Annotated in this window: 10 protein-coding genes and 1 pseudogene; 6 read left to right on the top strand and 5 right to left on the bottom strand. The window is 68.7% G+C overall.

Annotated features, from left to right (window positions below):
- Positions 1–10 precede the first annotated feature (10 nt).
- The 6 genes from gnd to NAM01S_RS03140 all read left to right on the top strand — a co-directional run bounded on the left by gnd (position 11) and on the right by NAM01S_RS03140 (position 5,928).
- The gene (gnd, locus tag NAM01S_RS03165; RefSeq protein ID WP_067778860.1) at positions 11–1,456 is read left to right on the top strand and encodes an NADP-dependent phosphogluconate dehydrogenase; all 1,446 of its coding nucleotides are present in this window, start codon (positions 11–13) and stop codon (positions 1,454–1,456) included.
- Positions 1,457–1,562: 106 nt separating this feature from the next.
- Complete coding sequence (locus tag NAM01S_RS03160) at positions 1,563–2,483, top strand: NAD-dependent epimerase/dehydratase family protein (RefSeq protein WP_067778857.1); 921 nt, start codon at positions 1,563–1,565, stop codon at positions 2,481–2,483.
- A 95-nt stretch (positions 2,484–2,578) separates the two neighbouring features.
- The gene (locus NAM01S_RS03155) at positions 2,579–2,878 is read left to right on the top strand and encodes a hypothetical protein (RefSeq protein WP_067778855.1); all 300 of its coding nucleotides are present in this window, start codon (positions 2,579–2,581) and stop codon (positions 2,876–2,878) included.
- Entirely contained in the window at positions 2,875–3,873 is a 999-nt protein-coding gene (locus tag NAM01S_RS03150) for a phosphotransferase family protein (protein WP_067778852.1), read from the top strand. Before NAM01S_RS03155 ends, NAM01S_RS03150 begins: the two co-directional genes overlap by 4 nt.
- An 8-nt stretch (positions 3,874–3,881) precedes the next feature.
- Complete coding sequence (locus NAM01S_RS03145) at positions 3,882–5,153, top strand: acyl-CoA dehydrogenase family protein (RefSeq protein WP_067778849.1); 1,272 nt, start codon at positions 3,882–3,884, stop codon at positions 5,151–5,153.
- Between the two features lie 274 nt (positions 5,154–5,427).
- Positions 5,428–5,928 (top strand): MarR family winged helix-turn-helix transcriptional regulator, encoded by a 501-nt coding sequence (locus tag NAM01S_RS03140; protein ID WP_067778846.1) that lies wholly within the window; start codon positions 5,428–5,430, stop codon positions 5,926–5,928.
- A 334-nt stretch (positions 5,929–6,262) separates the two neighbouring features.
- On the opposite strand, the gene NAM01S_RS03135 is transcribed toward NAM01S_RS03140, so the two are convergent.
- From NAM01S_RS03135 to NAM01S_RS03115, 5 genes and pseudogenes are all read right to left on the bottom strand, one after another.
- The gene (locus tag NAM01S_RS03135; RefSeq protein ID WP_067779062.1) at positions 6,263–8,056 is read right to left on the bottom strand and encodes an acyl-CoA dehydrogenase; all 1,794 of its coding nucleotides are present in this window, start codon (positions 8,054–8,056) and stop codon (positions 6,263–6,265) included.
- A gap of 103 nt (positions 8,057–8,159) precedes the next feature.
- Positions 8,160–8,888, bottom strand: a pseudogene (locus NAM01S_RS03130) (3'(2'),5'-bisphosphate nucleotidase CysQ); the annotation flags it as partial.
- A gap of 2 nt (positions 8,889–8,890) precedes the next feature.
- Complete coding sequence (cysC, locus tag NAM01S_RS03125) at positions 8,891–10,726, bottom strand: adenylyl-sulfate kinase (RefSeq protein WP_067778841.1); 1,836 nt, start codon at positions 10,724–10,726, stop codon at positions 8,891–8,893.
- The gene (gene cysD / locus NAM01S_RS03120) at positions 10,726–11,658 is read right to left on the bottom strand and encodes a sulfate adenylyltransferase subunit CysD (protein ID WP_067778836.1); all 933 of its coding nucleotides are present in this window, start codon (positions 11,656–11,658) and stop codon (positions 10,726–10,728) included. The genes cysC and cysD overlap by 1 nt, the downstream gene beginning before the upstream one ends.
- 32 nt (positions 11,659–11,690) lie before the next feature.
- Entirely contained in the window at positions 11,691–12,611 is a 921-nt protein-coding gene (locus tag NAM01S_RS03115) for a helix-turn-helix domain-containing protein (protein WP_067779059.1), read from the bottom strand.
- Between the last annotated feature and the right edge of the window lie 82 nt (positions 12,612–12,693).

Genomic DNA, 12,693 nt, shown 5'->3' with positions numbered 1-12,693 from the left:
GAGCTGATCGATGCCGACCTCTGAAGCGCGTGCACACATCGGTGTTACCGGCCTGGCTGTCATGGGCAGCAACATCGCCCGCAACTTCGCCAGGCACGGTTACACGGTCGCGTTGCACAACCGTTCCGTCGCCAAGACCGACGCGCTGCTCGCCGAGCACGGCGCCGACGGCGATTTCGTGCGCACCGAGACCATCGAGGAGTTCGTCGCCGCGCTGGAGAAGCCGCGCCGGGTGCTGATCATGGTCAAGGCGGGCGACGCGACCGACGCCGTCATCGAGGAACTCGCCGCCGCGATGGAGCCGGGCGACATCATCATCGACGGCGGCAACGCGCTCTACACCGACACCATTCGCCGCGAAGCCGCCATGCGCGAGCGCGGACTGAACTTCGTCGGCGCTGGCATCTCCGGCGGCGAGGAGGGCGCGCTCAACGGCCCAGCGATCATGCCTGGTGGGCCGAAGGAGTCCTACGAGTCGCTCGGTCCGCTGCTTGAGTCGATCGCCGCGCAGGTCGACGGCACCCCGTGCTGCACCCACATCGGACCCGACGGTTCCGGGCACTTCGTCAAGATGGTGCACAACGGCATCGAGTACGCCGACATGCAGCTCATCGGCGAGGCCTACCACCTGTTCCGTGACGCGCTCGGCTTCGACGCCAAGCAGATCGCGGACGTGTTCACCCAGTGGAACTCCGGTGATCTGGAGAGCTACCTGGTGGAGATCACCGCCGAGGTGCTCGCGCAGGTCGACGCCAAGACCGGTCGTCCGCTGGTCGATGTCATCGTGGACGCCGCCGAGCAGAAGGGCACCGGCCGCTGGACGGTCAAGTCCGCCCTCGATCTCGGTGTGCCGGTGACCGGTATCGCCGAGGCGGTGTTCGCCAGGGCGCTGTCGGGTTCCCGCGCGCAGCGCAAGGCCGCGGTCGGCCTGGCCTCCGGCACGTTGGCCGAAAAGCCCACGGACGTCGAGCAATTCACCGAGGATATCCGCCAGGCGCTCTACGCCTCGAAGGTCGTCGCCTACGCGCAGGGCTTCGATCAGATCGCCGCGGGCAGCGCCGAATACAACTGGGACCTGCACCCCGGCGACCTGGCCACGATCTGGCGCGGCGGCTGCATCATCCGTGCCCGGTTCCTGAACCGGATCAAGGAGGCCTACGACCAGGATCCCGCGCTGCCGAGCCTCATCCTCGCCCCGTACTTCCGCGAGGCGATCGAGACGGCCATCGACAGCTGGCGGCGTGTGGTGTCCACCGCGACCCTGCTCGGCATTCCGGTCCCGGCCTTCGCGTCCTCGCTGTCGTACTACGACGCGCTGCGCGCGGAGCGGCTGCCCGCCGCGCTCACCCAGGGACAGCGCGACTTCTTCGGTGCGCACACCTACGAGCGCGTCGACGCCGAGGGCAAGTTCCACACGCTGTGGAGCGGTGACCGCAGCGAGGTCTCCGCGGGCTGATCCGGGAGCGCGGTCTCCCGACCGTGTTTCGCGCCACAACCCATCACAAAGTTTTCGGCTCGCTCGTCCAAGTCGGTGAAAGCCACCGGGCGAGAAGGAGAACGAGATGCGGGTACTACTGGCGGGCGCGACGGGCGCGATCGGGCGGCCGCTCATCCTGGCACTGGTCGACGGCGGTCACGAGGTGCTCGCCGTCGCTCGAAACCCCAAGAGCGACGAGACGATTCGCGAACTCGGCGCCGAGCCGATCACGGCGGACGTGATGGATCGAGCGGGGCTGCTGCGCGCGTTGCGCGGCCGCTCCGCCGACGCCGTGCTGCACCAAGCGACCGCGTTGAAGAGCGCAGGCCGCAATGTGACCGACGACGATCCCACGAATGCTCTGCGCCGCACCGGAACCGCGAATCTGCTCGCGGCCGCGGAACAGCTCGGTGCGGGCCGGTTCGTCACCCAATCGCTGATCACCGGGTACGGGTACGTCGACCACGGCGACCGGCGGGTCACCGAGGACGACCCGTTCGGGATCGAGGACGGCGGATACGCCGATCCGGTGATCGCGGGCTGCCGCGCCACCGAAGAGCAGGTGTTCGCCGCGGACCTGGACGGAATCTCGTTGCGCTACGGGCTCTTCTACGGTCCCGCCGCGTTCAGCGACCTGTTCGCCGGGCTGCTGCGCAAACGCGTGCCGATGGTTCCGCTTGGCGGCGGCGGGGTGATCAGCTGGATCCACGTCGCCGACGCGGCGGCCGCGACCGTCGCCGCGCTGGAGCGCGGAAAGGCGGGCCAGGCCTACAACATCGTCGACGACGAACCGATCACCTGGCGGCAATTCCTCGACACCGTCGCGGCCGCGCACGGCACGCCGCGTGCTATCGCAGTGCCGACCTGGCTCCTTCGCTTGGCCGTGCCCTACCTGGGGTGCTTGATGTCCGACACCACCCTGCGCGTCGACAACACCAAGGCGAAGCGGGAGCTGGGGTGGGCACCGGTGTACCGCTCGGTGGCGGAGGGGCTCGGACGGGCCTGAGCGATACGGGTGTTGTCCTGGCAGACTCGTGATGAGAGTATGTCTCCCTGCATCTCTCATCGCCTCATCGGTGGTGAGCGCCGAAAGGACCGAGGATGCCGCAGTACCGACCGTCCACACCGGAACTGCTCACGGCACTGGCGGAGCTGCTCGAGGACACGTTGCTGCCCGAACTGCCCGAGGGCCTGCGTCATTCGGCACGGGTTGGCGCGAACGTGGCACGGATTCTGCGCCGTGAGTGGGAAGCCTTGCCGCCGGAACGGACGATCGCCGCGGCGCCGGACGAAATCGGGGATGCGGAACTGGATCCGATCAGCTGGCAAGCGCTCGTCGACGTAGTCCGTCGCGATCTGGCAATCGCCAAGCCCGGGTACGACTCGTGGGAGCGCGAATGACGGCGCCATACCGCGAGGGCTTGGCGCGATTCCTCGCCGAGGAGTTCGGCCGCCCGGTCGAGATCACGTGGAGCACGGCGCTCTCGAGTGGAGCGAGGCGGCGCAACGTCGCCTTCGATGCCGACCTCGGCGACCGAGTGCTGGAACTGGTGGCGACCGTCGTGCCGCCCTCGGTCGAGCTGTTGCCCGTCGACGCCGAAGCCGCGGTGCGCGAAGTGGCGAGACAACACTCGATCCCGACGCCGCGGGTTGTCGCCTGCTGCGCCGACTCCCGCTTTCTCGGCGCGCCTTTTCTGCTCTCGGAGCGCGTCGAGGGCGAGACCGTTCCGCGCCGGGTGCTGCGCGTGATCCGCACCGCGGGCCTCGCCGAGCGCGTCGCGAACCAGCTCGGCGAGGCGATGGCGCGCCTGCATGCCATCGACCCGGCCCACGCGCCAAGCACCCTTCCCGGTGAGCCGGATGCCGACCCCGCCAGGGCGCTGCTGCGCGAGATCCACGAGGGTGTCGACGCGCTGCTGGCGGATCGCCCGGTCTTCCGGCATGCCGTGCGATGGATCGAGCGAAGGATCCCCGAGCCGCCAACGCGCAGGTCGATCATTCACACCGACCTGCGGGTCGGCAATATCGTGGTCGGGCAGGACGGATTGCGGGCCGTCCTGGATTGGGAAGGCGCGCAACGGTTCGGTGATCCCATGCGCGATCTCGCCTGGCCAACGCTGCGTATGTGGCGCTTCGGCGACGATGCCCGCGAGTTCGGCGGCCTCGTCGACCGCGCCGCGTTCGTCACCGCCTACGAGCGCGCGGGCGGCGCCTTCGACCTCAACCGATTCCGCTGGTGGAAGACGGCGTCGACGCTCGCGTGGGGCGTCCTGCTTGCCGGACAGGCGGCCGCGTATCTCGACGGCGACACCCGCGACATCGTGATGGCCGCCAGCGGCAGGCGAGTGTCGGAAATCGAATGGGACCTGCTGATGCAGATCCGACCGGCGTCTTAGGAGCACCCGTGGATTTCGAACTGCCCGAAGAACTTCGAAGCTACCTGCGCGAACTCGACGAGTTCATCGAGGAGCAGATCGTTCCGCTCGAACAGGCCGACGACAACATGCGTTTCTTCGACCACCGCCGCGAGGACGCGCGCACCGACTGGCACCGGGGCGGGCTGCCCAACGTGGAGTGGGAGGCGCTGCTGGCCGAGGCGCGTCGCCGCGCCGACGCGGCCGGTCATTTCCGCTATCCGTTTCCCGCCCGATACGGCGGACGGGACGGCACCAATCTCGGGATGGCTGTCATCCGTGAGCATTTGGCGCGCCGCGGGCTCGGGCTGCACTGCGATCTGCAGAACGAGCACGCGATCGTCGGCAACAACGTCGGCCTGCTGCTGATGCTCGAATACGGATCGCCCGCGCAGCAGGCCGAGTGGGTCGAGGAATTGGCGGCGGGCACGAAGATGTTCGCCTTCGGCATCACCGAGCCCGAGCACGGGTCCGACGCGACGCACATGGAGACCGTCGCGGTGCGCCGCGGTGACACGTGGGTGATCAATGGTGAGAAGACGTGGAACACCGGAATCCATACCGCGGCAGCGGATTTGATTTTCGCGCGCACCTCGGGGGAACCCGGCGACAGTGCGGGCATCACTGCCTTTCTCGTCCCGGCCGCGGCGCCCGGATTCCGGGTCGAGGCGTATCTCTGGACGTTCAACATGCCGACCGATCACGCGCGCGTGAGCCTGACCGATGTCGAGGTGCCCGACAGCGCGGTGTTCGGTGCGGTCGGGCGCGGGCTCGCCGTCGTGCAGCATTTCTTCAACGAGAACCGGATTCGGCAGGCGGCGTCGAGTTTGGGTGCGGCCCAGTACTGCATCGACGCGTCGGTCGAGTACGCCAAGCGGCGCAAGCCTTTCGGTGTGCCGTTGGCGCGCAATCAAGCGATCCAGTTTCCGCTCGTCGAATTGCACACCCAATGCGAGATGCTGCGCGCGCTGATCCACAAGACAGCGTGGTCGATGGATCGCTACGGCACGTTCGCGGTCTCCGAGCAGGTGTCGATGTGCAATTACTGGGCGAACAGATTGTGCTGCGAGGCCGCCGACCGCGCCATGCAGATCCACGGCGGCATGGGCTATTCCCGGCACACACCCTTCGAACACATCTACCGTCACCACCGCCGTTACCGGATCACCGAAGGCGCGGAGGAGATCCAGATGCGGCGGGTGGCGGGCTATTTGTTCGGCTTCATGGACCGAGGTCGGACCAAGGGAGTCGAACGCGACTGATCGGGGTCGTCCGCCGAGCGCGCACCCTGCTCGCATTCCTCGGCGTTCTCGGCGGCGGTCCGGATCCGCGCGACCGCGCTCGCTGTCAACTTACTGCCGCACATGGGCGCCCCCTTCGTTCTTCCGCGATGGATCGATGATGACCGGAAGATTGTGCTCGCACACCGCCTTGCCACTGCCCATGACACCGATGCTGTGAATCGGCCGGTCCGCGAACGCAGATCGAGAACGTCGACGACCCGCCCGGTGCGGTCGGGATGCGTACAGTGCAAATATGCCCGAAGAAGCGCATCCCAGCGCGGTCGAGGCCGCCGCCGCGGGCACCGATGACGTGCTCTCGCTCGCGGCCCAACTGTGCTTTGCCCTCTACTCGACCTCGCGCTCGATGACCGCGGCCTACCGGCCCTACCTCGACGCCATGCGGGTGACCTACCCGCAGTACCTGACGCTGCTCGCGCTCTGGGAGACCCCCGGCATCACCATGAAGCAGCTCGCCGACCGGCTCCGTCTCGACTACGGCACCGTCTCCCCGCTCGTGCAGCGCTTGCAAACCCGCGGCCTGGTCGAGAGCGTCCGCAGCTCCCGCGACCGCCGGGCGGTACAACTCCACGCCACCCCGGCGAGCCTCGCCCTCGAACAACAGGCCAGGCAGATGATCGGCGCGGTCCTGCAAGAGGTCGGCTACCCCCTCGAAACGGTGACCGCCCTACGCGACCAAGTCACCGCCCTCGGCGCCCGGCTCGACACCATCGTCGCCGAACGTGACGCGCGATAGACCCCGGATCGGCGCCGCGCAGACGCGGGCACCGAGTTCGCCGAACACGGGTGCGACAGAGTTGATTCGGATCCGCGTCGGCCATCGCGTCCGCAGTCGAGGCGGTGGCCGCACTTGTGGGTCCCCACCCGGCTGCCGACCTTGGGGGGCGCGATCGATCATGCCCTCGTCCTCGAGCAGGGCGAGCGCCTCGCGCACCGGTTTGCGCGACGCGGAGTGTTGCGCGGCGTTCTTCGTCAGCGGCGCCAGGCCTGGGGAAACAGGGCGGCTAACGGCTATTGCGCCACCCTGTTTCCCGAGTTCGGGTTTCGATCACGCGGATTCGAATGCGCGCTCAGAACCAGTCGTCGCGCATTTCCAGCGTGGTGCGGTCGAGCGCGTCGAGCAGGTCGAGCTGCGGACCGGTCTTGGGCAGCTCGTAGCGGAAGAAGTAGCGAGCCGCGGCGCGCTTGCCTTCGTAGAAGTCGCCCTCGTGGTCGGCCGCGGCCACCAGCTGCTCGAGCCAGATCCACGCGACCACGATGTGGCCGAACGCCTCCAGGTAGATCGTCGAGTTCGCCATCGCGGCGGCCGGGTCGCCCGCGGCGAACATGCCAGCGGTGACGAGCAGCAGACGCTGCCAGGACGAGTCGAGCTCGACCGCGAATTCCTCGGCGTCGCCGCCCTTTTCGGTGGCCGCCTCGATGGTCGCCGCGATGCGTTCGCCGAGCAGGCGCAGCGACGCGCCCTCATGCTGGATCACCTTGCGGCCCAGCAGATCCAGGCCCTGGATGCCGTGGGTGCCCTCGTGGATCGGGTTGAGGCGGTTGTCGCGGTAGTGCTGCTCCACGTCGTACTCGCGGGTGTAGCCGTAGCCGCCGTGCACCTGGATGGCCAGGCTGTTGGCCTCGAGACACCACTGCGAGGGCCAGCTCTTCGCGACGCCGGTCAGGATTTCCAGCAGTAGCGTGTGCTCGCGAGCCGTCTGCTCGTCGGCGGTGCGGCGCAGGTCGACCAGCCGGTTGCAGTAGAGCAACAGCGCCAGCGCGCCTTCGACATAAGCCTTCTGCGCCAACAGCATTCGCTTCACGTCGGCGTGCTCGATGATCGGGATCTGCGGCGCGGCGGGATCCTTGGCCGTCACCGCGCGGCCCTGCTGCCGCTGCCTGGCGTACTCCACCGACTTGAGGTAGCCGGTGTAGCCGAGCGCGGTGGCGCCGAGGCCGACGCCGAGCCGCGCCTCGTTCATCATGTGGAACATGTAGGACAGCCCGCGGTGCGGTTCGCCGACCAGGTAGCCCACCGCGCCCGCAGCGCCGCCGGGCGTGTGCCCGCCCTCGCCGAAATTGAGCACCGTGTTGGTGGTACCTCGGTAGCCCATCTTGTGGTTGAGTCCCGCGAGCACGACGTCGTTGCGCTCGCCGAGCGTGCCGTCCTCGCGCACCAGGAACTTGGGTACGACGAACAGCGAGATGCCCTTGGTGCCCGCCGGACCGCCCGGGATCTTGGCAAGCACCAGGTGCACGATGTTCTCGGTGAGCTCGTGATCGCCGCCAGAGATCCACATCTTCGACCCGAACAGCCGGTAGCTGCCGTCGTCCTGCGGCTCGGCGCGGGTCACGATGTCGGCCAGCGACGATCCGGCATGCGGCTCGGACAGGCACATGGTTCCGGTGAACCTGCCCTCCACCATCGGGCGAACGAAGCGCTCGATCTGCTCCGCGGAGCCGTGCGCGGCGAGCAGGTTGGCGTTGCCGACGGTCAGGAACAGGTAGCCGGTGGTGCCGACGTTGGCGGCCTGAAACCAGCTGAACCCGGCGGCCTCCACCGCGGCGGGCAGTTGCAGCCCGCCGATCTCCTCGTCCATGCCCGCGCCGACGAGGTTGGCCTTGGTGAACGCCTCGACGGCCGCCTTGACCTCGGGGATGATCGTCACCCGCTCCCCGTCGAAGGTGGGCTCGTTGCTGTCGTTGCGCTTGTTGTGCGGCGCGAAATACCGGGTGGCGATGTCCTCGCACAGATCGAGGAAGCCGTCGAAGGTCTCCCTGGAATGCTCCGCGAAGCGGGGGAGCGCGGTCAGTTCCTCGACCCGCAGCCATTCGTACAGCAGGAAGTCGAGATCCCTGCGGGAGATCAGGTTGGAGCGCACGGCCATCCTCTCGCGACGTCACTACCGGGGCGCGGAACCGGCCCGGGGATATTTGGTACGTTACTACCAACGTGTCGCGAATTGACAGCTATCGCGCTCCACCCGCGGCGACCGCTACCGCGTCGAGGAGCGTGGTGCGCCACGCGGCCCGGCAGATCAGCAGATCCGGCAGATAGGGCCGCGGGCGGTTGTACTCCAGCGGGCTGCCGTCGACGCGCGAGGCGTGCAGGCCGGCGGCCAGCGCGACGCCGACGGGCGCGGCGGAATCCCATTCGTACTGGCCACCGGCGTGCAGGTAGGCGTCGGCTTCCCCGCGCACCACCGCCATCGCCTTGGCCCCCGCCGAACCCATCGGGACCAGCGTCGCCCCGACGGCGTCGGCCACCGCGCGCGCCCACGCGGGCGGTCGCGAGTCGCTCACCAGTAGCCGCGGCTCGTCCCGGTCGGGGTCCTTCGAGCTCGGTCGGTCGCTGACGTGCACCTTGCCCAGCGCGGGCTGCGCGACCGCCGCGGCGGTGATGCCGCGATCGCGCTCCCACAGCGCGACGTGCACGGCCCAGTCCGAGCGGCCGGGCATGGCGTATTCGCGGGTGCCGTCGAGCGGGTCGATGATCCACACCCGGTCGGCGGTGAGCCTGCGCGGGTCGTCCGCGGATTCCTCGGAGAGCACCGCGTCTCCGGGCCGGGCCGCGGCCAGTTCGGCGAGCAGGAAGTCGTTGGACAGCGCGTCGCCGCGCTTCCCGAGATCGGGCAGGCCTTCCCCACGCAGGGCACACAGCAGGCTTCCCGCACGGTCGGCGAGATCGGCGGCGAGACGGGCATCGGTGATCATGGTCAGTCCAGAGTGTCCAGCAGGGCGAGCACGGTCGCGGCCATGGCGGCCGGGTCACCGTCGGTGGGACGCAGCGCCAGATCCGGTGCCATGGGCGCCTCGTACGGGTCGTCGATGCCGGTGAAGCCGCGGATCTCACCCGCACGCGCCTTGGCGTACATCCCCTTGGGATCGCGCGCCTCGCAGATCTCCAGCGGGGTGTCGACGAACACCTCGACGAACGGGATACCCGCCGACTCGTGCGCGGCGCGCACCCGGTCGCGGTCGGCGCGATACGGGCTGATCAGCGAAACCACCGCCACCACACCGGCTTCGGCGAACAGCCGGGCCACCTCGCCGACGCGGCGGATGTTCTCGACCCGATCCTCGGCGGAGAAACCGAGATCGGCGTTCAAGCCGTGGCGCAGGTTGTCGCCGTCCAGCAGGAAGGCGGGACGCCCCGATGCCACCAGCCGGCGCTCCAATTCGACGGCGACCGTGGACTTTCCGGATCCGGACAGCCCCGTCAGCCAGACCGTCGCGCCGCGGGTCGCGCGTTCGTCGCGTTCCACCGCCGTCGAGTGCCAGACCACCCGCGAGGCGGGCAGCGTCGCGCCGGTGATCATGCCCGCGGCGACCGTGTTGTTCGTCGCCTCGTCCACCAGGATGAAGCTGCCGGTGGACCGGTTGCGCCGGTAGGGGTCGAAAAGCAGCGGTTGTCTGGTGCGCAGCTGAATGCGTCCGATCTCGTTGAGCGACAACGATTCCGCGCGCTCGTCGCGGTGCAGGGTGTTGACGTCGAGCCGGTAGTCCAGGCTGCGGACCTCGGCGGTCGCGGCGCGGGTGGTGTGGCGGACGGTGTACGTGGCGCCTGGTGTCAGCGCGGAGTCCTCGGCGAACCAGCACACCATCGCGTCGATGTCGCGGCCGACCAGCGGGCGATTGGCGGGGCGGCAGATCAGATCGCCGCGGGAGATGTCGATCTCGTCGGCGAGCTGCATGGTGACCGCCTGCGGCGGAAAGGCTTCGGCCACCGCGACGCCGCCGGGACCCCAGATCGCCGCGACCGTGGTGGTGAAACCCGAAGGCAGCACGGCCACTTCGTCGCCGGGCTTGAACACCCCGCCCGCGACGGTGCCCGCGTAGCCGCGGAAATCCTGGGCGTGGTTGCGGGTCACGTACTGCACGGGGAAGCGGGCGTCGATGAGGTTGCGGTCGGAGGCGATGTGCAGGTCCTCCAGGTGATGCAGCAGGGGAGTGCCCTCGTACCAGGGCATGCTCGCGCCCCGGTGCACGATGTTGTCGCCTTGCAGCGCCGAGACCGGGATGAAGGACAGGTCGGCGACCTCGAGCTTGGTGGCGAAACCGGCGAATTCCTCGCGGATCTCGGTGAAGCGCTCCTGGGACCAGCCGACCAGATCCATCTTGTTGACGCACAACACCAGGTGCGGGATACCGAGCAGGCTGGCGAGGAAGGCGTGGCGGCGGGTCTGCTCGACGATGCCCTTGCGCGCGTCGACCAGGATGAGCGCGACATCGGCGGTGGACGCCCCGGTCACCATGTTGCGGGTGTACTGGATGTGGCCAGGGGTGTCGGCGATGATGAATTTGCGCCTGGGCGTAGCGAAGTAGCGGTGCGCGACGTCGATGGTGATGCCCTGTTCGCGCTCCGCGCGCAGGCCGTCGGTGAGCAGCGCGAGGTCCGGGTACTCGTCGCCACGCTCGCGGCTGGTGCGTTCCACGGCGGCGAGCTGATCGGTGAAGATCGTCTTGGAGTCGTAGAGCAGACGGCCGATCAGTGTCGACTTGCCGTCGTCGACGCTGCCCGCGGTGGCGAGACGCAGCAGGGTGGTGGCCATCAGAAGTACCCTTCTCGTTTGCGATCTTCCATGCCCGCCTCGGAGATGCGGTCGTCGGCGCGGGTGGCGCCGCGTTCGGTGACGCGCGCGGCGGCCACTTCGGTGACCACCTCTTCGGGGGTCGCGGCGGTGGACTCCACGCATCCGGTGCACGTCGCGTCGCCGACGGTGCGGAAGCGCACGGTCGTCTCGTAGGGCTGTTCGCCGTCGAGCAGGCGCAGGAACCTGGTGTGCGCCAACAACATTCCGTCGCGCTGCACGACGGGCCTGCGGTGCGCGTAGTACAGCGAAGGCAATTCGATCCGCTCGGCCGCGATGTAGCTCCAGATGTCGAGCTCGGTCCAGTTCGAGAGCGGGAACACCCGGATGTGCTCGCCGGGACGGTGCCTGCCGTTGTACAGATTCCACAGCTCGGGACGCTGGGCGCGCGGATCCCACTGGCCGTATTCGTCGCGGAAACTGAACACCCGCTCCTTGGCGCGTGCCTTCTCCTCGTCGCGGCGGGCGCCGCCGAAGACCGCGTCGAAGCGCCCTTCGCGGATGCTGCGCAGCAGGGTGCCGGTCTGTAGCCGGTTGCGCGAGGCGCGCGGGCCGGTGTCCTCCACGACCCGGCCCGCGTCGATGTCGTCCTGCACCCGGCCGAACATCAGCCGCAGACCGAGGCGCTGGACGGTGCGGTCGCGGAACTCGATGACCTCGTCGAAGTTGTGCCCGGTGTCGATATGTAGCACCGGGAACGGCAGCGGCGCGGGCCAGAAGGCCTTGGCCGCCAGGTGCAGCATCACCACCGAATCCTTGCCGCCGGAGAAGAGCAGCACCGGTCGTTCGAAGGTGGCTGCCACTTCACGGAATATGTGCGCCGACTCGGCCTCGAGCGCGTCCAGATGGGGCAGCTCGTAGGTGCTCGCCGTCGACTTCGCGTACTGGCTCACGCCCCAAAACTAGAACACGTTTCGGTGCGTGGTCAACGGGGCGATCGCGACGAGGTTCGCTCGGCGCCGGCGCTTTCGACCGGTTTGCGGCCGCCCGACGCGCTCGTCACCGCGTCCGCCGCGGCCACCAAAGCCGCTCCGCGACGGGCGATCTCGGCTCCCGTGATGGACGCACCGACGTACATCGTGAGCACCATGTTCTGCCTGCCGTCGCCGCCGTAGGTGGGCGCGGCGAGCAGGCTCACCGGGTGCTCCTTGCGCGGTCGCAGATCGGCGCCGAGGTACACCCGCTCGCCGAGGCTGGTGACCAGCTCGCCGACCAGTTCACGCAGCTCGTCGGGCAGATCGCGGGCGGCGACACCGGCCAGCAGCGAGTACAGCCGCCGCCCCGCCGCGGTGAGGCTCTCCACCAGGTAGCCGCGCTCGCGGCATTCGGCGACCACCTGGCGCAACCGCGCCTCGTCCTGCTGGAGCGGAACGGTGGGCGGGGTGGCCAGCCACGCGTCGAACGCGGCGTCGGTGTCCCACAGCACGTACATCAGGCCGACTGGCGGCGCGAAGTGGTACGACGCGCCCATCTTCACCATCCCGGGCCCCGTGCTCTCCAGTACCGAGATCCGGTCCCCGACCACGGCCGACGCGGTGCAGGTCGTGCGATACCTGGCGCTGAGTTCGGCCAGCTCACCGCGGGCGATGGCCGATATCGCGAAGCTGTCCTGGGCGACCCGGCCCGCCGCGATCAGCGCGGGTCCGAGGCCGTAGACGTGCGTGTGCGGGTCGCGCACCAGGTAGCCGCCCGCGGTCAGCTCGGTGAGAATGCCCAGGCAGGTGGGCTTGGCCATGCCCAGTTCGCGGGCGAGCTCGGAGAGTCCGAAGCGCTTGCCGCGCTGCTCGACGAGGAAATCCAGCAGCTGGACCACCCGTTCGGTGGGGGCGGATCGGCGCGCGACCATGGACAACTCCTAGAACACGTTCTAATCTTGCTCGTATCGAAATGTACCAGAGCGGTACATATTTGGACCACCCGGGAGAGCC

Source organism: Nocardia amikacinitolerans NBRC 108937, assembly GCF_001612615.1.
Classification (GTDB): Bacteria; Actinomycetota; Actinomycetes; order Mycobacteriales; family Mycobacteriaceae; genus Nocardia; species Nocardia amikacinitolerans.
This window is presented reverse-complemented; position numbering and strand designations above follow the sequence as displayed.